Origin of the sequence: Peribacillus sp. FSL K6-1552 (assembly GCF_038005205.1) — a bacterium.
GTDB lineage: Bacteria > Bacillota > Bacilli > Bacillales > DSM-1321 > Peribacillus > Peribacillus butanolivorans.
Window position 1 is genome coordinate 4303297 of sequence record NZ_JBBOST010000001.1, and the last position, 22791, is coordinate 4326087.

Sequence of the window (22791 nt, forward strand, 5' to 3'; positions counted from 1 at the left end):
TTAAAATAAAATTTATGCTTCGTGATGATGGAATTGTTTTAAGAAACGAACATCATTTGTATAGAAGTGACGGATATCATCCACACCGTATTTCAACATTGCGATTCGTTCCACACCGATTCCAAAAGCGAATCCTGAGTATTTTTTCGAATCGAATCCAGCCATTTCAAGTACGTTCGGGTGAACAATCCCGCCGCCCAGCACTTCAATCCAGCCTGTTTGTTTACAGACGCTGCAGCCTTTTCCACCGCAGATTTTACAAGAAATATCAACTTCAACAGATGGTTCTGTAAATGGGAAGAAACTTGGACGAAGACGGATTTCACGGTCTTGACCAAATACTTTTTTCGCAAACACGTCAAGCGTACCTTTCAGGTCGCTCATGCTGATGTTTTCATCGATGACCAGGCCTTCAATTTGTTGGAATTGATGGGAGTGTGTCGCGTCATCGTTATCACGGCGATATACTTTACCAGGGCAAATAATTTTAACAGGGCCTTGGCCTTTATGTTTTTCCATCGTTCTAGCTTGTACCGGTGAAGTGTGTGTACGCATTAGGATTTCATCTGTGATGTAGAAAGAGTCCTGCATATCACGTGCTGGATGGCTTTTCGGCAGGTTCAATGCCTCAAAATTGTAGTAGTCGCTTTCGACTTCTGGACCTTCTGCAACTGTGTAACCCATACCGATGAATAAATCTTCAATTTCTTCTACAACACGTGTTAATGGGTGAAGATTCCCCTTGTTAACCGGTCGTCCTGGAAGTGTAACATCAATGGTTTCTGTTGCTAGCTTTGCATTGACAGCAGCTGTTTCAAGAGCTTTTTGTTTCTCCTCAATTTTTGAAGCGATTGCTTCACGAACATCATTAGCAAGAGCACCGATTTTCGGCCGTTCCTCCGCTGACAATTTACCCATGCCACGCAATACCTCAGTGATAGGCCCTTTTTTCCCTAAATAAGAAACACGGACTTCATTCAGTTCCTTTAGTTCGGAAGCTGCGGCAACTTTTTGCAACGCTTCTTCCTGCAGTTCTAGTAAACGTTCCTGCATCATGTCTTCCTCCTTTATTTTCCTTTTGTAAAAATAAACACAAAAAAACCCCAATCCCAGAAAGGGACGAGGTTTATGTATCGCGGTACCACCCTTATTAGTGCACAAGCAAAAAAACTTCGCACTCACTTCATAAAAATAACGGCTCTTCACCGGAACATTTTTCGGACCCTATGTCTTCCCAATGCCAACTCGAAAGGTGAATTCCCTTAAGCAGCGCCATAAAAATGCTTTCAGTCACGGCATTTTTTCCCTGGTTATGGATATCTTAAGTTACTACTCTTTGTCATCGTTGTTTTCATTATAAAATTCTGTTTTATTATATTATAATTCGTCAGCCGTTTCAAATTGATTTTCGTAAATGGTACATTAAAATCCCAGCTGCAATCCCTACATTAAGAGATTCGCTTTTCCCGTAGATAGGAATATAGAGGTTTTTCGTAGTTTTCTCTAGCAATCCCTTTGCTACTCCCTGTCCTTCATTACCGACAAGCAAAGCAAATCGAGAGGACTTTTCCACTTCTTCAAATGGCGAGGCTCCTTCAAGGGCTGTGCCGTAAACCGGTGTGCCTTTTTGCTTTAATTCATCGATGATTTCAGAAAGGTTTCCTTTGATGACAGGCATATGAAACAGGCTTCCTTGCGTCGAACGGACCACTTTCGGATTATACAGATCTGCACAACCTTCTCCGAGAATGACAGCATCAATTCCAGCCGCATCTGCCGTCCGAATCATCGTTCCGAGATTCCCTGGATCCTGTACCGCATCTATCAACAATAGTTTATCCGGATTAATGGACGCCATACTAATTGATTTCTGCTCACATACAGCTGCAATTCCCTGAGGGGTCTCTGTATCACAAATCGCTTTCATAATATCATTTTTAACATAAATGACTTCTGTGCCTTCTAGTGTAAAATGGGCAGGCATTTCTGTTTCATCATTAACAATCACTTCAATGACGATTTCTTCCTTTAACGCTTCTTCAACGAGGTGAAAGCCTTCGACTAAATATTTCCCTGTTTTGTCGCGCTCTTTCTTCGTCAATAGCTTTTTCCATTGCTTCACTTGCGGGTTTTTTACGGATTCAATATATTTCAAGGTTAAACGCTCCTTTAACTTTACACTGATTGTCCTATTATAACGCAATTTACATACATATTGCATGCCAGTTTGTGAAATGCTATTAATGTGAGTCATTATGTGTAAGAGGAGGAATAAATGTGAATTTAAACCTAAGGAATGCGATCATTCAAAACGTAACCGGGAATACTCAAGAGCAGCTAGAAGACACGATTGTCGATGCAATTCAGAATGGCGAGGAAAAAATGCTTCCTGGATTGGGCGTATTATTCGAGGTCATTTGGCAAAATTCATCTGAGCAGGAAAAACATGAAATGATTACTGTTCTCGAATCAGGATTAAAAAAATAACAGCCCTCGCAGGCTGTTATTTTTTTGTATTCGCTTACTTCGGCACTACTTTATCAAAGCCTGACTTTAGTTCATCGATAGAGACTTCTTCATCGAGCAGTAAGATGAATTTTTTTGCGCTCACTTCTTCAAGCATTGCTTTTGTCTCATCATAAGAATAGCCGTATTTCGTGAAAAAGCTGCGTAAATCTCCAGATCCTTCATCTGTGAAGTAGTGGAAGATTCTTAAAAAAAGAGTGTCCTCCTTATCCTGATTGGCGATGATCAGGATATCCGTATGTTCATTTCCAAGCTGCACATCATTTTTTATATTAGCTGCTACTGTCATTTGGGGGCCAGTAACGCCTTTAGCTTGTAATTCTTGAATTGCAGCAAGTAGTTCCGGATTAGAGTCAAAAACACCATATACGTTTTTTTCCATGTTTCTCCCCCTCCTTGTTACTCTACTTAGAATAAATTCCTTTGTAATTATACCTTGCGGCTTGATCAATAAACAAGCAAATTGTCTAATGAGAAATCCTAACCAATCATTAAAGGAATCCTTTGCATAAAAGGATTTCCACCCATTCCTTAAAAAAATAACAGCCTTGCGCAGGCTGTTATTTTGCGTCTTATAAATTATCGGTGTTAATTCGATTTTTGATGTATTCATCCTGCATGATATCCTTTTCTTCTTGCTGCACACTTTCAACATTCGGGTTCATAGTCCGATCCAGTGCCCCTGCTGTATCCAGTGCTTTTTTAGTATCAGCAGAAAATGGGTCTACATTGGGGTCGCTCGCTAGTGTTCCTTCATAATCCCCAGGCTTTTTCACCTTATATTTTTCGGTGGAGTTCGCCTTTATTTCTCTTTCTTCAGCTCGATTCGTGTTCAGGTATTGATTTTCAAATAAGTTGGCAGAATTCACATGAAGCTCTTCGCTTTTTCCTGGCTGGGCTTCTACTTCCCTTGTTTGATAAGCATTAGCTGTTGTTTCCGGGAAAAGGTTAGGGTCCGGATTATTCACCATGCCTGTTTTAAGTGGGTTCTCTGCAGTAAGCCTGTCCGCTTTTTGCAAGGTGTCGGTAGTTACTTCTTCCTCCGGTGATATGGTTTCTGATTCATCCAGGAGAATCAGGGATTTCCCAGCTTGAACTTCGTTTATATAAGCAGTGGTTTCACTATCGGCAAGTCCCATATCTCCTAGCCGGCTCCTCATGTCTCCCGATCCTTCGTTTAAGAAAAAGTGTTTGACCTTTTCAATAAAAGAATCCTTATATGAATTCGTAATGACGTCTACATCCGATTCCTGCTTTTCATTCCCAAAATTCAAATCTTCTTTTTTATCTGCTATTACGGTTATTTCTTCATCACGAACTCCCTTTACTTTGAGAGTTTGTATTTCCTTAATAACTTCCGGATTAGAATCAAAAACACCATATAATGTTATTCCCATGCTTCTTCCTCCTTTGATAATTCCGATTTGAATCTTAAGTGTATTTATACCCGGATGGCCCAAAATTAAACAAATGATGACTTACTCCAAATGCGGTTTTCTAAAATCCAAAGTAATCATTTCAAGTTGATCTCGCTGAATAGAATTATGTTTCGAAAGCATCGTCTTCACCTCAAGTTTTAATACTCCTATTTTAAAACAAAAAAGACTGTAGGCAAAAGCGGTTATATCTAATTGTTAAAACAAAGTTGATTGGAACGGAAGGTGCGAGACTCCTGCGGGAAAAGCGTGTCCAAGGGAGACCCCACAGGCGCAAAGGCGCCGAGGAGGCTCCCGGACCGCCCGCGGAAAGCGAGTGCCTGGAGTGGAAATCAACGTTCGAATTTTTAAAACCCTTAAAAAAACTGTAGACAAACTCGATTTCCATCGAGTTTGTCTACAGTCTGAGAGCCTGCAGTTTTAAAAAACTGCAGGCTCTTTTTATTACACTTTTAGAAGCGCTCTTTTCTTCGTTCAGTTGCCTTTTTTTCATGTACGATTGTATCATCAGTACTATCAAGCTGGATATCTTCTTTTTTGAAGGTATCCTGGACTTGTTCAGTTTCTTGTACAGCATGCTTCTTGATAACAATTTCATCTGTAACAACTGGTATTTTCGATCCTTCCCACTTTTCATCCACAACCGGGATACGCAATGTTTCCCCTTCATTAATACTGCCTGTTTCCAGACTATCTTCACGGCCTCGTCCATTTACTCCATAAACGTCGTCTTTATTTAATGCATCCGTTTTTTCGGTACCGTTATAAAGGGGGGTAGCTGAGTTCGTATCCAGCGTTGTTCCTGACGTTCCAACACCCCTTGCTCCGGTAGTGAATTTGTTTCGTGACGTCCTCAGATGTCCTTCTCCCTCTTCTACAAGAACTAGAACTTTCCCGTGTTCTACATCATAGACATGTTCTGCCGCTTCACTGTTTGAAAGCCCTGCATCCGCTAACCTGGTTGAAATATCAGCCGTATCATTCGGCATGAAAAAACGTGCTACCTTGTCCATAAAGGACTCGTCGTTTGGGACATTTGTCATCGTACGAACATCAGTTTCTCGTTGATGATTCGTAAAATCTAATGTTTCTTCTTTGTCTGCAACAACCAAAATATCGTCTCCCTCAAAGCCCTTAGCCTTAAGTGCATTAATTGCTTGGATTACTTCTGCATTCGATTCATATACACCATATACTGTTTTATTCATGTTACATTCCTCCTTAGGTTTTGTTAAGTGGATGTTATATATAAACTCTACCCGCTGAGTCCCTAAGTAAACGAGGATGTAATATTTCATTTTTGGATATAACATTACAATTCGTTCTCAAAACAGAACGATATTTCACTTGAAACCAAGTCACAACAAAGGCTTACGCATATATTAAAATTTAATGTTTACCCAAATACTACCATTCCCATACTTTCATTAACTACTTAAGTCAATCAATACATACGCTTTCTTCTACTATAAAACAACAGCCTCTAAAAGCAGATCCACAATATGAACCGCTTTCGTACACTCGCTCAAGTTTTCTCTTTCGATTCCCAATTGCATTTGTAGCAAACAACCAGGATTAGCTGTAACAACAATATCTGCCTGTGTCGATTTAGTGTGTTCCATTTTTGAATCGAGAATTTTCATAGACATCTCTGATTCTACAATATTATAAATCCCAGCTGAGCCGCAGCAACGATCGGCATCTTTCATTTCCCTAAAATCAATTCCTTCTATCGATTGAAGGAGAATTCTCGGCGCCTTTGAAGTTTTCATCACATTCCGTAAGTGGCAGGAATCTTGATATGTCACTGACTGTGAGGGCAGTTTCAAGCGAACTTTTTCCTGAAAGCGTAAATCCACAAGAATTTCGCTGATATCTTTCATTTTGTTTTTAAAAGCAATGGCCCTTTCGTACCACTCCGGCTCATCTTGAAGCAAATGATCATAATCAATAAGGAATGCTCCACAACCCCCGGCATTTGTAATAATATAATCGACTTCGTCCGCTTCAAACGCTTCAATATTACGCTTGGCTAGTTTTTTTGCGCCTTCTTTTTCACCACTATGACCATGCAGGGCTCCGCAACAAGCCTGGGCTTTCGGGATTACGATTTCACATCCGGCCAGCTGCAGAAGTTTTAGTGTAGCCTTGTTTGTATCCAAAAACATGGTATCCATTAAACAGCCGGAAAAGAAGGCTACCTTTTTGACCGGATTTCCTATCGCAGGCAGCTCTGTTGGCCGATTTTTCATTTCGGATTTTTTGGGAACTTTCGGCAGCACTTTTTCCATGGTCGCAAGATTATCCGGAAGGATGCTTAGGACACCAGTTTTACGAGCAATGTACTGAAGACCAGAACGCTGGTAAAAGCCAAGTAAACTTGTCATGTTCTGCATCCGCTCTTGATGAGGAAATAATCCGTTAAAAGCCGCTTTACGCATCGCTTTTACTGGAAGACTGTGTTTTTTATTCTGATGGATGATATCCCTCGCTTCTTCTAGTAGATGTCCATATTTAACACCGGAAGGACAGACTGGCTCACATGCCCTACAGCCGAGGCAAAGGCTTAAAGAGCGCTCTACATCTTCATCCGGTTCAATCAAGCCATCCGTTACCGCTTTCATAAGTGCAATACGGCCCCTTGGTGAATGGGATTCCTTTAATCCTGATTCAATATATGTCGGGCAATGGGGTAAGCAAAAGCCACAACGCATACAATTAAGCAATTCATCCTCATTCATTTTCTCCGCAAATTGGTCGGCAATGATTTCCCTCTCTTGGACTGTCGTCACGATGACACCACCACCCTTTTCCTACTTTCTTTGGCGAATACCTTGCCTGGATTCATGATGTTATTCGGATCGAATGCCTGTTTAATTCCCTTCATCGCGGCAATGCCCTCTTTTTTCAGCTTCCATTCAAGGTAAGGGGCCTTCATGGCTCCAACTCCATGTTCACCGGTAATCGTGCCTCCAAGGTCAATAGCCACAGCAAAAATGTCGGCAAAGGCAAGCTCTACTCTCTCCATTTCGTCATGATCACGGGCATCAGTAATACACGTTGGGTGAAGATTTCCATCCCCAGCATGACCAAATGTACAAATGTTCACATTATGTTTAGTAGCGATTTCATTAATGGCTCTAACCATTTTGGCAATTTCCGAACGTGGTACTGTAGCATCCTCTAAAATTGTCGTAGGTTTCAAACGTGCAAGTGCAGAAAGAGCTGTCCGTCTCGCCGTTTTCAAGGCCACTGCGTCGAGTTCCGTTTCAGCAATTTCAACAGAGACAGCTTTTTCCTCTAGACAGATATCCGCCATTCTTTTCATATCACGTTCTACAACTTCTGGCGGTCCATCCTGTTCGATTAGGAGAACTGCTTCCACATTGGTAGGCAAACCGATTTTCGCGAAATCCTCAACCACTATCAAGGTTGGCCGATCAAGAAATTCAAGGGTGACTGGAATGATTTTATTTGAAATGATTTTAGCCACAGATTGGGCCGCAGCATCCAGGTCTTGATATAAAGCAAGCATGGTCTTTGTCGTTTCCGGAATGGGAATCAGTTTTAAGATCGCTTCCGTTACGATACCAAGTGTGCCTTCTGAGCCAACAAACAGCTTTGTTAAATCATAACCGGCTACATCCTTGGCAAGCTTTCCTCCTGTTCGAATGATGTCCCCATTCGGAAGAACTACTTCAAGCCCGATAACATAATCACGAGTGACCCCGTATTTTAAACCTCGTAATCCACCAGAGTTCTCATTTATATTGCCGCCAATTGTGGAAATCTTCATCGAACTTGGATCGGGCGGATAAAATAAGCCCTTCTTTTCAACTGCAGAAATCAAATCCAATGTGATAAGCCCAGGCTGGACCGTAGCCGTTAAGTTTTCCTCGTCTATTTCAAGCAATGAATTCATCCTATTGAATAATAGGACAAGGCCCCCTTCTGTCGGGCATGTGCCTCCGCTCAAATTCGTTCCCGAGCCGCGTGGAATGATAGGAACTTTGTGTTCGTTACAAACTTTGACGATTGCGGCCACTTCATTCGTGCACCCTGGTTTAATAACGGCATCCGGCATCGATTGATATCCCGGCGTCGCATCGTATGAATAAACAAGGCATTCCACTTTAGAATCATCGTAATTTTCCGGACCAACAATGCTCAGTAGTTGTTGCTTAACCTGTTTTGTTAACATATACATCCCCCTTATGTAATAAAAATAGTTCACGAATTTTTTATGTAGTTTAAGTATAGAAAAAAGCCAGTCCATCTTCTATGTATGAACATATAGACTTTCCGGCTTTTAATATTATTAATTTGTATGTTTATCTAATATTTGTACAGCTATATACATAGTGACTAAATCTGACAGCTTCCTAGGATTTAATTGGGTCAACTCTTCAATACGTTTGAGCCTGTAATGGAGAGTATTAATGTGTATATGCAGGGCTGCAGCGGTTTTCTTCAAAGAAAGATCACAGGAAAAATACATGGACAGCGTTTTAAGTAACTCCTCGTTAAGAAGTAGGTTCTCAATCGTCCGGGTTAAATATTCCTGTCTTGTTTCAGGGGTAACTTCATCGAGCAGGACTTCGAGCTTCAAGTCCTCATCAAATACAATATTCGATGAAGAAAGCGCAATTTTCAAGGACCGTTCTGCTCTAAAAAAGGCTTGTCTAAATGCGGAACCTGGTGAACGTGAACTAACCCCTACGCTCACTTTATATCCGGAACTTTCCTCAAGTTTTTTTTGCAATTGGCTTAATTTCGTTAATTGATGGGTTTTTGAACCGATAAAATCAGCTAATGAAAGAATGACGAACTGGTTCCTTCCCCAACGAACTACGATGTCCTTTGGGTGCTGCTGCCTTATGTAAATCTGCAGCGTCCTCCACACATGCTGTTCAATGATTTTTTCTGTCTGAAATTCACCAAGGATGATAATTCGGTCAACCATAACATCGATTCCCAGCAGCTTTGCCTTCTGAAGGAAAGACTCATTGAACCTTTGAAGCTGATGCCATTCAAACACAAAGAATTCCATCAGGCGGGACTGCGATTCTTCTTGTTCGATATGGTAGCTTTCCTGAATAAACATCTCCGTCATCTTTTTTAAAAGTTCTGCATATGGAGAAACCTGTTTGGGATCACCGGTAATACCAATTACACAAACGGCTTCCTGATTAAAAAAAATGGGCAGGTTGATTCCCGCCTTTACCCCTTTCCAATGTTGTTCATCTTGTTTATTGATAATCAGTTTCTCACGGTTTTTAAAAGCATGGATGGCTCCTTCATGGTAGGAACCAATACGACTTTTATCCGTGCTGGCGATAATCGTGCCAGCATGATTAATAATGATGATTTCCTCATCTATCAACTTTCGAACCTCATGAACTAATTTTTCTGCCACAGCTGCTAAATGCATAAGTTGCCTCCCTTCGTATAAGATCATAAAAGCATAGAGGACTCTCCCTTTTCAAAAGGGAGAGCCTCATTCAAATTATGGAATCATCCAGGATAAGACGCCATTTTGCAAGAAGGTAATTATACAAACAAGCAGCAATAAGAACAAGCTATGTTTAATCGTGAATCTCAATAATTCTGATTCCCTGCCTGCCAATCCTACAGCAGCACAAGCAATGGCAATCGATTGAGGCGAGATCATTTTACCGGTAACCCCTCCGGATGAGTTCGCCGCAAGTGCCAGAACCGGTTCCATCCCTACCTTAAGTGCTGTAACTTTCTGAAGACTGCCAAATAAGAGATTAGCAGATGTATCGGATCCAGTAATAAACACCCCTAGCCAACCGAGAACCGGTGCAAAGAACGGAAACAAATCCCCTGATTTTGCAAGTGTCATTCCTAATGTTGTCGACATGCCAGAAGCATTCGTTACGTACGCAAAAGCCACAACAGAAGAAATCATCAAGATTGGTTTTGCCAACTCTTTCATTGCTTCGGCAAAAGTGTTAAAGAAAACTTTTGTAGAGATGTGTGCAATAAACTTCGTAACGATTGCAGCCAGTAATATAGCTGTACCCGCTGCCCCGAGCAATTCTATTTTGAAGAAAGCGGCAATCGGTAATCCATTGCTCCCGATAATCTCGTTATGCAGACTTGGTACTTCAATTTGGAAGGTTAATAGTTTTCCAATTTCATTGATGCCGCTCAGTAACATATTGTCACCTTCATAATGTCCAGAGAGCGCAGGTTTTATTGGATTCATCCCCCATATCGTTATGAAAAGCGTTAACAAAAGGAATGGTGACCATGCATGGAATATTTGCCATTTCGTATACCTTTTTTCCACTTCTACTGAATCATCCAATGGTTCAACAGCTGCTGCAGTTTCTTCAGACGCAAACCGGAAAATTTTTTTTGGCTTCCAAAATTTCAGGAAGATTGCTAAAGCAAAAAGTGACACTAGAGCAGAAAGGATATCCGGTAACTCAGGTCCAAGAAAATTCGAGCTAAAGTATTGGGTAATTGCAAAGGATAGACCAGAAACCAAGATAGCTGGCATAACCTCAAGTGATCGTTTCCACCCAGTCATAATCAAAATGAGGTACAGAGGAATGAACGCTGAAAGGAATGGCAGTTGGCGACCGACCATTTTTGAAATCTCCATGGCAGCAATCCCCGTAGGCCCTTCCATAGCAATAATCGGTATTCCAACGGCCCCAAATGCGACCGGAGCTGTGTTGGCAATTAAACAAATGCCAGCTGCATATAGCGGGTTAAACCCAAGACCTACTAAAAGTGCTGCGGAAATCGCAACCGGTGCTCCAAATCCAGCAGCCCCTTCTAAAAAGGCCCCGAAAGAAAACGCAACCAATAAAGCCTGAAGGCGGCGGTCTTCGGTAAGCGAAAGAACCGAAGCTCGAATAATATTGAATTGTCCGCTTTTAATTGTCATTTTGTACAAAAATACTGAAGTGATAATAATCCATCCAATTGGCAGTAGCCCGTACACCGCCCCTTGCGAAGCAGACATTACGGCCTTTCCTGCTGGCATTCCATACACAAAAACGGCAACTGCAAGGGCCACTAGCAAAGTCGTAAGACCAGCAATGTACCCTTTCATTCGCTTGATCGTGAGAGCCCAGAAAAAGTAAATAATTGGGATAAGTGCTACAAGGGAAGATACGACTAAATTATCGATAATCGGCGTAAAGTTTTGTGTCCATGTCATTCATTTCGACTCCTTTTGCTTATTTTTTTAAAATTTCAGAAATTATGCATCAGGTGAAAACCCTTACATATCTAAATATTCAAAGTCATCAGATGACTTGATGAGTATTTATTTAAATTAAATGATAAAAAATATAAAATCAAGATTTTTTTTAGATTTTTAATCTTCGACAAGTGAGAAAGATCGTTTGTGTTATATAATATTAACCAGAGAAACTCATAGAAAATAGAGGTGTTTACTACTTGGTATATAAAAAAATTAAACCGAAAAAAATTTATGAAGAAGTCAGCGAAGAACTTTATGAAATGATTCGGTCAGGCACCCTGAAACCAGGTGAACAATTAGACTCCATTCAACAGCTTGCGGAAAATTTCCAAGTCGGACGACCGGCAATCCGTGAAGCATTAAGTGCATTAAGTTCAATGGGACTCATTGAAATCAAACAAGGAGAAGGAACATTTGTTAAAACATTTGACCCTAGCATCATGAACCTCCCATTAACTGCTGCTCTTTTGATGGATAAGGACAATATCAAGCATTTGCTAGAGGTTCGGAAAATCCTTGAGTCAGGGGCGGCTGAAGTGGCTGCGAAGAAACGAACAAATGAAAATCTTGCTGAGCTTGAGTTCAGGCTTTCTGAAATGGAAAAGGTGACTGAAGATGAAGAACTGAGTGATAAAGCTGATATAGCCTTCCATGTCGCAGTCGCAAACGCTTCCCAAAATGAATTGCTCATTACGCTGATGCATCACGTTTCAGAATTAATGACGGAAAAGATGCGTGATATTCGGCGAATTGCTCTATATTCCGAAGAAATGACACTTAAACGACTTTACCAACAGCATGCGAAGATTTATGACGCGATTGTGGCTCAAGACGAAGCAGGAGCCCGCAACGCTATGCTTTTTCACCTTCAAAACGTTGAGGAATCATTAGATAAAGTCATCCTCACTAATCAGCAAACAAATATTTGATTATTCATTAAATTTCAAAAATACTCTATACAACCAAGGAGAAAATTGGTATATTATTTTGAAAACGATTTCTTCATTTATAATCCTGGAATTGGTATTTTCTCTAAACCATTTCCTTTTTCTATTATCTAGTCATCAGATGACCTGTTAACCTATTTTGAAAAAGGAGGAGACCAAATTGAAAGTAACTCTCTTTGCAACTTGTTTAGTTGATTTGTTTCAATCCAATGTCGGAAAAGCAACAGTAGAACTACTCGAGAGATTAGGCTGTGAGATTGATTTTCCAGAATCGCAGATTTGCTGTGGACAGCCGGCATACAATAGCGGGTATACAAAGGAATCAAAGGAAGCTATGAAAAAGATGATCCAAACGTTCGAGGATGCTGAATATATAGTAACCCCCTCAGGTTCCTGTGCCGCTATGTTCAAAGAATATCCAGTCCTTTTTAAAGGCGATGCTGAATGGGAAACGAAGGCTGCTGCATTGGCGGCAAAAACATATGAATTGACCCAATTCATCGTGAACGTTCTAAAGGTAACTGATGTTGGCGCAACATTTGAAGGAAAAGCGACTTATCATACTTCCTGTCATATGACTCGGCTGCTTAAAGTGAAAGAAGCCCCAGCCATTTTGTTAAGCCATGTTAAAGGACTGGAAATGACACCTCTTCCGGACGCTCAAAATTGTTGCGGATTCGGGGGAACCTTTTCAGTTAAGATGGGTGATATATCCGGACAAATGGTCGAGGAAAAAGTCTGCAATATTGAAGATACCGGAGCCGACTTTTTAATTGGCGGCGATGCAGGCTGTTTAATGAATATCGGCGGACGTATCCAACGTAAGGGTCAACCTATTAAAGTTCTACATATTGCCGAAGTATTGAATAGTATTTAAAGAAAGCGAGGAGGGATAAACCATGGCTATGAAAACCAGCTCTGCCAAGTTTAAAGACCGAGTAGATGAAGGAATACATAATGATTTTATGCGACTGGCGGTATCGAGTGCCCAAGAACGATTACACGGACGCCGGCTGACTGCCGTTGATGAGTTGGGAAGCTGGGAGGATTGGCGGTCCCTTGGGGAAGAAATCCGGCAGCATGTGCTTAGCAACCTTGATTTCTATTTGCACCAGCTTGCAGAAAATGTTTCGAAACGAGGAGGTCATGTCTTTTTTGCTGAAACAGCTGAAGAAGCAAGCGGATACATTAAGGACGTTATCGTAAAAAAGAAGGCCAAAAAAGTCGTGAAATCCAAATCGATGGTCACGGAAGAAATTAATTTAAATGCCACTCTTGAAGCTGTTGGACTTGATGTCGTTGAAACAGACCTCGGTGAGTACATTTTACAAGTTGATGATCATGATCCGCCTTCCCATATCGTCGCGCCTGCTCTCCATAAAAACAAAGAACAAATAAGGGATGTTTTTAAAGAGAAGCTTGCCTATACGAAAACCGAAAATCCGGAGGAGCTTACCGCTCATGTCCGGGGTATTCTTCGGAAAGATTTCTTAAGTGCGGATGTTGGCATTACCGGCTGTAATTTTGCGATTGCAGAAACTGGCTCGATTGGTTTGGTAACGAATGAGGGCAACGCTGATTTAGTCACGGCCCTGCCAAAAACGCAAATTACCGTGATGGGGATGGAAAGGCTTGTACCTACATTCGATGAATTTGAAGTTCTTGTCAGTTTATTGACAAGAAGCGCGGTCGGTCAAAGATTGACCAGCTACATTACCGCACTTACCGGTCCACGTGATGAAGGGGATGTCGACGGACCTGAGGAATTCCACCTTGTCATCGTCGATAATGGACGCTCTTCCATTTTAGGAACTGAGTTTCAATCTGTTCTCCAATGCATTCGCTGTGCAGCCTGTATCAATGTCTGCCCGGTCTATCGCCAGGTTGGCGGCCATTCCTATGGTTCCATTTATCCGGGTCCAATTGGTGCTGTGCTTTCACCATTACTCGGTGGCTATGATGATTTTAAAGAACTACCTTATGCATCAACTCTTTGTGCAGCTTGTACCGATGCCTGTCCGGTAAAAATCCCTCTGCATGATCTGCTAAGAAAGCATCGTGAAGTCATCGTAGAAAAAGAAAAAATGGCTCCCTTCTCTGAAAAGATGGCTATGAAGGCATTCGGAATCGGCGCCGCTTCTCCAATGCTTTATAAGTTTGGTTCAAAAATGGCCCCTTCAGCTATGTCCCCTTTTAAAACGGGAGATATCATCTCAAAAGGACCCGGACCACTTAAAACTTGGACAGAAAGCCGTGAATTCCCAGCTCCTAGTAAAGAAAGCTTTCGGGACTGGTTTAAAAATCGCGAGACAGGAGGGAAACCATCATGACTGGAACTATCCAAAATGAAGGCACGTTTTTAAATAAAATTGCCAAAAACCTAGGAAGAGCTCCTATAACCGAAGGCATAACCCGTCCTGTTTGGAAGCACGCTCCCCAATTCGAGGTTCTGAAACATGCGACACCAGATGATCTTGTCAACGAATTACAGGAGCAGTGCAAACGGGTCCATACGCAGTTTCACCTTACCGACTCAAAGCAAGTTGCACACCTTTTAAAACAGGTGATTGAGGAACTTGGAAATGGACAATTAATCATTCCAAAAGATGATCGATTCTCTGACTATCAGTTAGTTGATGTGCTGAATGAAAAAGGTGTCCACGTTTGGGACCATCAAGCAGGGAAAAAAAATATCGAACTGGCAGAAAGTGCTAATATCGGAATCACATTCAGTGAAATAACACTTGCGGAATCAGCGACCGTCGTCTTATTTAGCAGTAAGAACCATGGCCGTTCCATCAGCTTCCTGCCCGCTTGTCATGTCTCCATTATCCCAAAGAGCACCATCGTTCCGCGAATGACACAAGCTGCAGCGGCCATTCGCTCTAAAGTTAATCGCGGTGAAGTCGTTCCTTCCTGCATTAATTTCATAACCGGACCGAGCAATTCCGCTGATATCGAAATGGACCTTGTCGTTGGCGTTCATGGTCCAATTAAAGCCGTCTATATAATTGTCGAGGATAAGTAACTATCAATGAAAAAGGAGAGGCCCTTTAAAGGAGCCTCTCCTTTTCTAAATTTCTCTATGTTATTCGTAAATAATACGGTCCACTGCTTCACGGTCGAGGCGTTTGATCACTTCGACAATTAGTTTAACTGCATTTTCATAATCATCACGATGAAGCATTGCCGCATGTGAATGAATGTAGCGTGTTGCAATCGTAATTGCCAGTGCAGGAACTCCATTTGCTGTTAAGTGAATGGAACCTGCATCCGTTCCACCGCCTGGAATCGATTCATATTGATAAGGAATGTTCATTTCGTCAGCCGTGTTGGTAACGAAATCCCGCAGTCCTTTATGAGCTACCATCGATGCATCATATATAACGATTTGCGGACCTTCACCCATTTTACTCATCGCTTCTTTATCGGTTACACCTGGTGTATCACCAGCTATACCGACATCAACGGCAAAACCAATATCCGGCTGAATTTTGAACGTTGACGTTTTAGAGCCACGCAGACCAACCTCTTCTTGTACTGCACCAATCCCGTATACAACATTCGGATGGTCGCTATCTTTCAACTGTTTAAGGACGTCAATAGCGATTGCACAGCCAATTCGGTTGTCCCAAGCTTTAGCAAGCAACATTTTTTCATTATTCATGACTGTGAATTCAAAATACGGTACTACCATATCGCCCGGCTTAACGCCCCATTCCTTTACTTCTTCCTTGCTAGTTGCACCAATGTCAATAAACATTTCTTTAATCTCAACCGGCTTTTTCCTCGCTTCTGCTGATAAAATATGTGGCGGCTTTGAACCGATAACCCCAGTTACATCGCCTTTATTTGTGACGATCGTCACGCGTTGAGCGAGCATCACCTGTGACCACCAGCCACCTACCGGCTGAAAACGCAAAAATCCTTTATCATCAATTTGAGTTATCATGAAACCAACTTCATCCAAATGTCCAGTAACGACGATTTTCGGACCGTTTTCATCACCTGTTTTCATAGCTATCAAACTTCCCAAACCATCAGTCGATATTTCATCCGCGAAAGGGGTTATGTATTCAGCCATTACTTTCCTTACTTCACTTTCATTTCCAGCAATGCCTTTAGCATCCGTTAAATCTTTCAGCATCCTTAATGTTTCATCCAATTGAGCCATGCATTAACCTCCCTCTTTTTTACACTACAAGAATAATTATACAAAATATCGGTTGCACAAACAATTAATAGCCTTGTTTTTGTCTTTCGTAATTCACTTCATTTTTGGTGACGTATGCGTTTTCCACATCCTCTGCGGAAAATCCTAGCAACTCCCCTAAATGTAGATATTCAGCAAAAACCTTTTGAAACGCGGACTCTGTTAATTGCACACGAAACTCGTTGATGTACCCGTATATCAAAGTGAATTGAGCCGTTAAATCAACATGACCCATTTTGAAAGCTGATGGAACTTTTGGTACAAAACTCTTTTCAATCCCAAGTGACAAAATAAAGTGAATGCCATCCACGTATTCAGCCAAAATCGTTTCTTTATCCGAAGGACCTTTAAGACTCCAGAATTTAAAACATCTCGTTTCGTTAGCCAGCTCCCCAAGCTCCACTAAAAGTGCAAGAGTCTTCCTCTCGACCAAGTTTTCTGCACCCAGATCGTGCTTTGTCTCTATATGCTTATCTAAGGCCGCCTGCATGTCCATCAATTTTGCTATGTTCACTTTTATCACTACTTTCTATCTTAATCCCTTAAATTATAACAAATAAATGAAACTTATTAAAAACCCATACGTAAATGAAATGAATCACTCTGTTTAGGGAGGTAGCTACATGGTGTTAATATTGCGGTTCTTTATTTTGGCTCTCATCATCTTCTTAATATATACGGCTATCAAATACCTATTTAATCCAAAACGAAAATTAGAGCTGGCACATGAACAGAAAAAGTTCTTTCTGCTCGATGATACAAAGAATATACACAAGAATTTTTTATTGACGTACAATGGGGTCATGTTTGAAGGGGAAAAGTATTTAGGAACGACTGAACGCTCCTTCGAGGTTATCTCCATCTTCATTTGGCCTAAGAAAATAGCCGATTTGAAAGGTTTGAAGCGCAATGACTTTTTAAAAATCGAAGCATCCATAAAAAAACAATATCCGGATGCCATGATTGATTGGAAAAGCCCTGTAAAGGAATTTTTGGATAACTAAAACATATCGAGTGGTGTTACAACTGCGTACTTAAGAGCCTTGAGGAAATTGCACTCAAGGCCCTTTATTTATCATGTGAGCGGAAAAATTCTTTCCAGGGAACGACCGTCTGCTTTTCTCTTAATAAATAAAGCAATAAGGTTAATGATAATAAAATAATGACGATTAATGTCGGGCTGAAATCTGCGATATAATGGCCAAACACTGTATATACGAAGGCTACAGGGATATTCGTCATGAAGGATAAATAAAAATAGTTTTTCAACCCTTTATTGGATTCCAACAAGCAAAGCGACAATAAAAAAAAGTGTATAAACGGAATAAGCCTCAGCACCGCAATTTGTCGGCTGTTAAGCTTTCGGTTTCCAAACAGCTTATTTTTAAGTCGTAGAAGCTTATCCTTCGTTTTCGGAAATTTACCTATTACAAAATAAAAGGCCATACTGGACAACGTCAAACCGATTATGGAATAGATAGTTCCAAATGCTGCACCGAATAAAACACCGCCTGCCATGCAAACCACGATAACAGGAATGAATAAAAATTGCCGTAATAAATGAAAGGTAATAAAGATTAATGGCGCAAACACGCTGCCGGATTGAACGTAGCTCATCACAAGTGTCAGTTTATCATTCATGTTTTCCCCCCAGCTACTCTTTGCTGCTTCTACAAGCATATACACTAAACGAGCTACATATGACTATCGAATTAAGATCTTGATAAGTAACCCTATTTGGATGACCATCAAAACCGGCAGTCCCCACTTAAAGGAGGTATGCTTCGTTTTATGATGGAAATGTTTCATTCCAAGAAAGGTCCCAGTTCCCCCACCTATGACTGCCCAAAACCAGAGTGTCTTTTCGCTGATACGATACTTCCCATTGCGTGCTTTCTTTTTGTCGACTCCCATTATGACAAAGCCTACGATGTTAATGATAAACATAAAGGCAAGAATGATCCAAACTCCTTGCATTCCTCTCTCCCCCTTTAAATATGTAAAAAGCCACCCTCTTGAAAAAGAGAGTGGCTGATATCAGTCAGACTTATTTGTCTAATTGTTGTTTAGCAGCAGTTGCTAATTGAGCAAAAGCTTGTTCGTCAGCAACAGCAAGATCAGCAAGCATTTTGCGGTTTACTTCGATACCAGCAAGCTTTAAGCCATGCATTAAACGGCTATAAGAAAGACCGTTGATGCGAGCTGCAGCGTTGATACGAGTAATCCAAAGTTTGCGGAAATCACGTTTTTTCTGACGACGGTCACGGAAAGCATAGTTTCCTGACTTCATTACTTGTTGGTTAGCTACTTTGAAAAGAATATGTTTCGCGCCATAGTAACCTTTAGCTAATTTTATTACCTTTTTACGACGTTTGCGAGTAACAGTACCGCCTTTTACACGTGGCATGTTATTTCCCTCCTATTTAACTCGATAAATCGAACTTATTTAATATTGTCTAGCATATGACGAATACGTTTGAAGTCACCTTTGCTTACAAGGCTAGCTTTGCGAAGCTTACGCTTTTGCTTAGTAGATTTGTTAGCAAATAAATGGCTTGTGTAAGCGTTAGAACGCTTAAGTTTGCCGGATCCAGTCTTTTTGAAACGTTTAGCAGATCCGCGGTGAGTTTTCATTTTAGGCATAAGGTATTCCTCCTCATTACAAATTACTTTACAATTACTTTTCGGCTTTTGGTGCTAAGATAATGAACATGCTGCGTCCGTCCATTTTTGGATGTTGCTCGATTGTAGCCACTTCTTTACATGCTTCAGAAAAACGAACGAGTACACGTTGACCAATTTCCTTATGTGTAATAGCACGTCCTTTGAAACGGATAGAAGCTTTTACTTTATCGCCTTTTTCAAGGAATTTAATACCGTTGCGAAGCTTAGTATTGAAATCATGTTCTTCAATCGTCGGGCTCAAACGAACCTCTTTAAGACTGATAACCTTTTGATTTTTACGTGCTTCCTTGTCTTTCTTTTGCTGCTCGAAGCGGTGTTTTCCGTAGTCCATAATCCGGGCTACCGGAGGCTTTGCATTTGCAGCAACTAAAACTAGATCAAGATTTACACGAGCGGCAATTTCCAATGCTTCGAGTTTCGTTTTAATTCCAAGTTGTTCTCCGTTTTGGTCAATAAGACGAACTTCACGGGCTCGGATGCCCTCGTTTACCATCGCGTCTTTACTAATAGTTAGCCACCTCCAAAGATATTGGCGAATACGAATATTTGAATCAATTCGGTCACGCTCACAACTCGCTTACAGGATATAATCATAATAAAAAAGTGTGGATGCATGCTGCACCCACACTGATAGACTAATTCAGAAAGATCCAAATAATCAAATCATGACCTGTTAACTGCATCGTTTGCGTCAACCAGGTGAGAAGCGGGTGCTTCTTCTTTTCCTCAAACACGTATTCAATTCACTTTAGAAATATATCATAAACACTGATGACTTGTCAAATGCTAATTTATTCGTTTTTCACAACAGAATTAATCTTATCAGACATTTTGTTATTTGACAATACGTTTTTTTAAAGTAATTTAGACAAATAGTATTCGTCATGATACATTTCATCGAAAAATAATGAGTCCCGCTTCGTTCCTTCTAGTACAAAACCCATCTTTTTATAAAGGGAAAGTGCTGGTTCGTTGTTAGCAATAACGGTCAATTCAAGGCGCCGGATTTCATATGCCAGTGCCTGCTCCTCCATTTTTTGAAACAGCTTCGTTCCGACTCCTTTTCCTCTCTCTTGTTCGGATATGCCAATGACAATTTTGGCAGAATGCTTTGTTCTGCTAAGTTCATTGCCCAATAATATGAGATATCCTATCAAGTCGTGGCCGCTTGCTGCAACGAGGAAAATGGAGCGGGGGTTATTTTCAATTTGCTCGATTTGCCTCTCCAATTTGTTCTCCGTTGCTTTTCTTTCACCCGGATTGTACAACATGAACCCGGAATCTTCAACATGATTGAACAGAGCTGCCAATTTTCCGGCATCTTGCCTTGTAGCCTTCCGTATCTCCATTTCTCCCCACTCCCTCATATAAATATTTTTTTGGGTAATTAGCTGAATTTACATCTTGGATCTATTAACTAGAGTCTTCAAATGTTACGGGTTTTCTTTTGCCTTTTTCTTTTTCTCAATAGCATCCCACGCAAATAGAACTATCCAAAACAGCAGGACCGGGACAATAGCATATTGTCGATAACCATCCAGTAACAATAAGATGATGACGACAAGAAATGTTGGCCCGAATAGATAGGAAAATTTCTTATTCATGCTGACCACTCCTTTTCATTGTTGACTATACTTTCACATGCTGTTGTTATTAATCATGCATTATGCAAAAGAGAGACACAACAATATGTGTCTCTCTTTTGATGTTAACGACTTACTTCTGCTTTAATCGCTGAAACAAAGTCTTCAAACGCGACTGTTTCTGATTTTTGTTCACCGTATTTACGTACGTTCACACTGCCTTCTTGGGCTTCATTGTCACCAACAACCAGCATGTACGGGATTTTCTGCATTTGCGCTTCACGGATTTTATAACCAATTTTCTCGTCACGTGTATCCAAATCAACACGGATGCCTTCTGCTTTAAGCTTTTCTTGCACTTCTTTGGCATAATCCAAATGAACTTCTGGTGAGACCGGAATCACTTGTGCTTGGATAGGTGCCAGCCAAGTTGGGAATGCCCCCTTGTATTCTTCGATTAAGTAAGCAACGAAACGTTCCATTGTGGAAACAACTCCGCGATGGATAACGACCGGACGGTGCTGCTTGCCGTCTTCACCGACATAGTTAAGATCAAAACGTTCAGGAAGCAAGAAATCAAGTTGAACAGTTGAAAGAGTTTCATCTTTTCCTAAAGCTGTACGTACTTGAACGTCAAGCTTCGGACCGTAGAATGCTGCTTCACCTTCTGCTTCAAAATAATCTAATCCAAGTTCATCCATCGCGCTTTTCAGCATGCTTTGTGCTTTTTCCCACATGGCGTCATCATCAAAATACTTCTCTTTATCCTGCGGATCACGGTAAGACAGACGGAATGAATAATCCTTAATATCGAAATCTTTATATACTTCCAGAACCAAGTTCACAACACGTTTGAACTCTTCTTTAATTTGATCTGGACGGACGAAAATGTGAGCATCATTCAATGTCATCCCACGTACACGCTGCAGACCAGAAAGAGCGCCTGACATTTCATAGCGGTGCATCAAGCCAAGCTCAGCAATCCGGATTGGTAGCTCGCGGTAGCTGTGGATGCCGTTTTTATATACCATCATGTGATGCGGACAGTTCATCGGACGCAGGACCATCTGTTCGTTTTCCATCTCCATGACTGGGAACATATCATCCTGGTAATGATCCCAGTGTCCAGATGTTTTATAAAGGTCAACGCTTCCCATTACAGGTGTGTATACGTGGTCATAGCCCAAACGTTCTTCCTTGTCAACGATATATCGTTCAATTGTGCGGCGAATTGTCGCACCCTTTGGTAACCACATTGGGAGACCTTGTCCAACTTTCTGTGAGCTCATGAACAGGTTCAATTCTTTTCCGATTTTACGGTGGTCACGTTCTTTAGCTTCTTCTAGGAAACGTAGGTGTTCGGATAGTTCTTCTTTCTTAAAGAAAGCAGTTCCGTATATACGTTGAAGCATTTTGTTTTTGCTATCGCCTCTCCAGTATGCACCGGCGACGCTTAATAGCTTGAATTCTTTAATTTTCCCAGTAGATGGAACGTGGATTCCGCGACAAAGGTCAAAGAATTCACCTTGCTCATAGATCGTTACTTGCTGATCAGCAGGAATAGCATCGATCAATTCCAATTTATACTCGTCACCAATTTCTTTGAAACGAGATATGGCTTCGTCACGACTTACTTCGATGCGAGCAATTTCCAAGTTTTCATTAACGATTTTCTTCATTTCTTTTTCAATCAAAGGAAGATCTTCAGGTGTTAATGATTCCTCTAGATCCATATCGTAGTAAAAACCGCCTTCGATGACAGGGCCGACACCGAATTTAGCATTTTTGTAAAGACGTTTGATCGCTTGTGCCATCAAATGAGCTGTACTGTGGCGAAGCACTTCAAGCGCATCTGCTGCATCTTGTGTGACGATTTCAATTGTACCGTCTTCTTCAATTGGACGTTTCAAATCATATAATTCACCATTGAACTTTCCAGCAATGGATTTTTTTCTTAAACCAGGGCTGATGGATGCAGCAATGTCTTCAGTAGTTGTACCTTTAGCAAACTCCTTCACCGCTCCGTCAGGAAATGATATTTTCAGTAATTCAGACATTCAGTTTCACTCCTTCTTATTTTTAGAACAATCTGTTTTCAGTTATAGGTATCCGAGCGAGAAATCTAATTACAACACAAAAAGCCCGCCCCTGTATAAAA

Annotated in this window: 25 protein-coding genes and 2 other annotated features; of the genes, 6 read left to right on the top strand and 19 right to left on the bottom strand. The window is 41.0% G+C overall.

Features of this window, described 5'->3' with window-relative positions; translation table 11 throughout:
- Positions 1-12 precede the first annotated feature (12 nt).
- Together pheS and NST21_RS20725 are read right to left on the bottom strand one after the other, a co-directional pair.
- A complete protein-coding gene (gene pheS / locus NST21_RS20720; protein WP_053347235.1) occupies positions 13-1053 on the bottom strand; it encodes a phenylalanine--tRNA ligase subunit alpha in 1041 nt (346 codons plus the stop codon).
- A gap of 59 nt (positions 1054-1112) precedes the next feature.
- Positions 1113-1352, bottom strand: a binding site (T-box leader).
- A gap of 44 nt (positions 1353-1396) precedes the next feature.
- A complete protein-coding gene (locus NST21_RS20725) occupies positions 1397-2155 on the bottom strand; it encodes a TrmH family RNA methyltransferase (protein ID WP_340890980.1) in 759 nt (252 codons plus the stop codon).
- Positions 2156-2277: 122 nt separating this feature from the next.
- On the opposite strand from NST21_RS20725, the gene sspI reads away from it, so the two are divergent.
- The gene (gene sspI / locus NST21_RS20730; protein ID WP_053347237.1) at positions 2278-2487 is read left to right on the top strand and encodes a small acid-soluble spore protein SspI; all 210 of its coding nucleotides are present in this window, start codon (positions 2278-2280) and stop codon (positions 2485-2487) included.
- 34 nt (positions 2488-2521) lie between these two features.
- Here the strand turns inward: sspI and NST21_RS20735 are convergent, their stop codons facing one another.
- The 7 genes from NST21_RS20735 to NST21_RS20765 form a co-directional block, all read right to left on the bottom strand.
- Positions 2522-2908, bottom strand: a complete 387-nt coding sequence (locus tag NST21_RS20735; protein WP_053347238.1) for a general stress protein — start codon at positions 2906-2908, stop codon at positions 2522-2524.
- A gap of 190 nt (positions 2909-3098) precedes the next feature.
- Positions 3099-3923: a general stress protein gene (locus tag NST21_RS20740; RefSeq protein ID WP_340890981.1), complete on the bottom strand. Its 825-nt coding sequence runs from the start codon at positions 3921-3923 to the stop codon at positions 3099-3101.
- A gap of 491 nt (positions 3924-4414) precedes the next feature.
- Positions 4415-5170, bottom strand: coding sequence for a YsnF/AvaK domain-containing protein (locus tag NST21_RS20745; RefSeq protein WP_340890983.1), 756 nt, complete (start codon positions 5168-5170; stop codon positions 4415-4417).
- Positions 5171-5428: 258 nt separating this feature from the next.
- Positions 5429-6754, bottom strand: a complete 1326-nt coding sequence (locus tag NST21_RS20750) for a (Fe-S)-binding protein (RefSeq protein ID WP_340890984.1) — start codon at positions 6752-6754, stop codon at positions 5429-5431.
- Positions 6751-8163, bottom strand: a complete 1413-nt coding sequence (glcD, locus tag NST21_RS20755) for a glycolate oxidase subunit GlcD (protein WP_340450782.1) — start codon at positions 8161-8163, stop codon at positions 6751-6753. Before glcD ends, NST21_RS20750 begins: the two co-directional genes overlap by 4 nt.
- A gap of 117 nt (positions 8164-8280) precedes the next feature.
- Complete coding sequence (locus tag NST21_RS20760) at positions 8281-9393, bottom strand: CdaR family transcriptional regulator (RefSeq protein ID WP_340890985.1); 1113 nt, start codon at positions 9391-9393, stop codon at positions 8281-8283.
- A 75-nt stretch (positions 9394-9468) separates the two neighbouring features.
- Positions 9469-11160, bottom strand: coding sequence for an L-lactate permease (locus NST21_RS20765; RefSeq protein WP_340890986.1), 1692 nt, complete (start codon positions 11158-11160; stop codon positions 9469-9471).
- A 242-nt stretch (positions 11161-11402) separates the two neighbouring features.
- Between NST21_RS20765 and NST21_RS20770 the strand changes: the two genes are divergently transcribed.
- The 4 genes from NST21_RS20770 to NST21_RS20785 all read left to right on the top strand — a co-directional run bounded on the left by NST21_RS20770 (position 11403) and on the right by NST21_RS20785 (position 15180).
- A complete protein-coding gene (locus tag NST21_RS20770; protein ID WP_053347244.1) occupies positions 11403-12134 on the top strand; it encodes a FadR/GntR family transcriptional regulator in 732 nt (243 codons plus the stop codon).
- Between the two features lie 178 nt (positions 12135-12312).
- Entirely contained in the window at positions 12313-13029 is a 717-nt protein-coding gene (locus NST21_RS20775) for a (Fe-S)-binding protein (RefSeq protein ID WP_053347245.1), read from the top strand.
- Between the two features lie 22 nt (positions 13030-13051).
- Entirely contained in the window at positions 13052-14482 is a 1431-nt protein-coding gene (locus tag NST21_RS20780) for a LutB/LldF family L-lactate oxidation iron-sulfur protein (RefSeq protein WP_056529253.1), read from the top strand.
- Positions 14479-15180 carry a LutC/YkgG family protein gene (locus NST21_RS20785; RefSeq protein WP_056529256.1) on the top strand — a complete coding sequence of 234 codons (702 nt, stop codon included), beginning with the start codon at positions 14479-14481 and terminating at the stop codon, positions 15178-15180. The genes NST21_RS20780 and NST21_RS20785 overlap by 4 nt, the downstream gene beginning before the upstream one ends.
- A 60-nt stretch (positions 15181-15240) precedes the next feature.
- Here the strand turns inward: NST21_RS20785 and NST21_RS20790 are convergent, their stop codons facing one another.
- Together NST21_RS20790 and NST21_RS20795 are read right to left on the bottom strand one after the other, a co-directional pair.
- Positions 15241-16326 carry a M42 family metallopeptidase gene (locus NST21_RS20790; protein WP_340890988.1) on the bottom strand — a complete coding sequence of 362 codons (1086 nt, stop codon included), beginning with the start codon at positions 16324-16326 and terminating at the stop codon, positions 15241-15243.
- A 64-nt stretch (positions 16327-16390) separates the two neighbouring features.
- Positions 16391-16879, bottom strand: a complete 489-nt coding sequence (locus tag NST21_RS20795) for a dUTP diphosphatase (RefSeq protein ID WP_180320467.1) — start codon at positions 16877-16879, stop codon at positions 16391-16393.
- Positions 16880-16988: 109 nt separating this feature from the next.
- On the opposite strand from NST21_RS20795, the gene NST21_RS20800 reads away from it, so the two are divergent.
- The gene (locus tag NST21_RS20800; RefSeq protein WP_056529262.1) at positions 16989-17369 is read left to right on the top strand and encodes a hypothetical protein; all 381 of its coding nucleotides are present in this window, start codon (positions 16989-16991) and stop codon (positions 17367-17369) included.
- Positions 17370-17433: 64 nt separating this feature from the next.
- Here NST21_RS20800 and NST21_RS20805 read toward each other — a convergent pair whose 3' ends face one another.
- From NST21_RS20805 to thrS, 8 genes are all read right to left on the bottom strand, one after another.
- Positions 17434-18006: a TVP38/TMEM64 family protein gene (locus NST21_RS20805; protein WP_340890990.1), complete on the bottom strand. Its 573-nt coding sequence runs from the start codon at positions 18004-18006 to the stop codon at positions 17434-17436.
- Between the two features lie 63 nt (positions 18007-18069).
- Positions 18070-18342: a DUF1294 domain-containing protein gene (locus tag NST21_RS20810; protein ID WP_340890991.1), complete on the bottom strand. Its 273-nt coding sequence runs from the start codon at positions 18340-18342 to the stop codon at positions 18070-18072.
- A gap of 70 nt (positions 18343-18412) precedes the next feature.
- Positions 18413-18772 carry a 50S ribosomal protein L20 gene (rplT, locus tag NST21_RS20815; protein WP_034309067.1) on the bottom strand — a complete coding sequence of 120 codons (360 nt, stop codon included), beginning with the start codon at positions 18770-18772 and terminating at the stop codon, positions 18413-18415.
- A gap of 35 nt (positions 18773-18807) precedes the next feature.
- Complete coding sequence (gene rpmI, locus NST21_RS20820) at positions 18808-19008, bottom strand: 50S ribosomal protein L35 (protein WP_034309070.1); 201 nt, start codon at positions 19006-19008, stop codon at positions 18808-18810.
- A gap of 34 nt (positions 19009-19042) precedes the next feature.
- Entirely contained in the window at positions 19043-19543 is a 501-nt protein-coding gene (infC, locus tag NST21_RS20825; protein ID WP_053347252.1) for a translation initiation factor IF-3, read from the bottom strand.
- A gap of 98 nt (positions 19544-19641) precedes the next feature.
- Positions 19642-19778 (bottom strand) — a sequence feature (ribosomal protein L20 leader region).
- A 126-nt stretch (positions 19779-19904) separates the two neighbouring features.
- Positions 19905-20399: a GNAT family N-acetyltransferase gene (locus NST21_RS20830; protein WP_340890993.1), complete on the bottom strand. Its 495-nt coding sequence runs from the start codon at positions 20397-20399 to the stop codon at positions 19905-19907.
- 84 nt (positions 20400-20483) lie between these two features.
- Positions 20484-20654, bottom strand: a complete 171-nt coding sequence (locus NST21_RS20835; protein ID WP_157444028.1) for a hypothetical protein — start codon at positions 20652-20654, stop codon at positions 20484-20486.
- Between the two features lie 104 nt (positions 20655-20758).
- Positions 20759-22690, bottom strand: a complete 1932-nt coding sequence (gene thrS, locus NST21_RS20840; protein ID WP_056529270.1) for a threonine--tRNA ligase — start codon at positions 22688-22690, stop codon at positions 20759-20761.
- Positions 22691-22791 lie beyond the last annotated feature (101 nt).

What these genes read in the sequence shown, in the direction of transcription:
- pheS (WP_053347235.1), bottom strand. Translation starts at nt 1,053, where the DNA reads ATGCAGGAACGTTTACTAGAACTGCAGGAAGAAGCGTTGCAAAAAGTT.
- NST21_RS20735 (WP_053347238.1), bottom strand. Translation starts at nt 2,908, where the DNA reads ATGGAAAAAAACGTATATGGTGTTTTTGACTCTAATCCGGAACTACTT.
- NST21_RS20740 (WP_340890981.1), bottom strand. Translation starts at nt 3,923, where the DNA reads ATGGGAATAACATTATATGGTGTTTTTGATTCTAATCCGGAAGTTATT.
- NST21_RS20745 (WP_340890983.1), bottom strand. Translation starts at nt 5,170, where the DNA reads ATGAATAAAACAGTATATGGTGTATATGAATCGAATGCAGAAGTAATC.
- glcD (WP_340450782.1), bottom strand. Translation starts at nt 8,163, where the DNA reads ATGTTAACAAAACAGGTTAAGCAACAACTACTGAGCATTGTTGGTCCG.
- NST21_RS20760 (WP_340890985.1), bottom strand. Translation starts at nt 9,393, where the DNA reads ATGCATTTAGCAGCTGTGGCAGAAAAATTAGTTCATGAGGTTCGAAAG.
- NST21_RS20765 (WP_340890986.1), bottom strand. Translation starts at nt 11,160, where the DNA reads ATGACATGGACACAAAACTTTACGCCGATTATCGATAATTTAGTCGTA.
- NST21_RS20780 (WP_056529253.1), top strand. Translation starts at nt 13,052, where the DNA reads ATGGCTATGAAAACCAGCTCTGCCAAGTTTAAAGACCGAGTAGATGAA.
- NST21_RS20785 (WP_056529256.1), top strand. Translation starts at nt 14,479, where the DNA reads ATGACTGGAACTATCCAAAATGAAGGCACGTTTTTAAATAAAATTGCC.
- NST21_RS20790 (WP_340890988.1), bottom strand. Translation starts at nt 16,326, where the DNA reads ATGGCTCAATTGGATGAAACATTAAGGATGCTGAAAGATTTAACGGAT.
- NST21_RS20800 (WP_056529262.1), top strand. Translation starts at nt 16,989, where the DNA reads ATGGTGTTAATATTGCGGTTCTTTATTTTGGCTCTCATCATCTTCTTA.
- NST21_RS20805 (WP_340890990.1), bottom strand. Translation starts at nt 18,006, where the DNA reads ATGAATGATAAACTGACACTTGTGATGAGCTACGTTCAATCCGGCAGC.
- NST21_RS20810 (WP_340890991.1), bottom strand. Translation starts at nt 18,342, where the DNA reads ATGCAAGGAGTTTGGATCATTCTTGCCTTTATGTTTATCATTAACATC.
- rplT (WP_034309067.1), bottom strand. Translation starts at nt 18,772, where the DNA reads ATGCCACGTGTAAAAGGCGGTACTGTTACTCGCAAACGTCGTAAAAAG.
- rpmI (WP_034309070.1), bottom strand. Translation starts at nt 19,008, where the DNA reads ATGCCTAAAATGAAAACTCACCGCGGATCTGCTAAACGTTTCAAAAAG.
- infC (WP_053347252.1), bottom strand. Translation starts at nt 19,543, where the DNA reads ATGGTAAACGAGGGCATCCGAGCCCGTGAAGTTCGTCTTATTGACCAA.
- NST21_RS20830 (WP_340890993.1), bottom strand. Translation starts at nt 20,399, where the DNA reads ATGGAGATACGGAAGGCTACAAGGCAAGATGCCGGAAAATTGGCAGCT.
- NST21_RS20835 (WP_157444028.1), bottom strand. Translation starts at nt 20,654, where the DNA reads ATGAATAAGAAATTTTCCTATCTATTCGGGCCAACATTTCTTGTCGTC.
- thrS (WP_056529270.1), bottom strand. Translation starts at nt 22,690, where the DNA reads ATGTCTGAATTACTGAAAATATCATTTCCTGACGGAGCGGTGAAGGAG.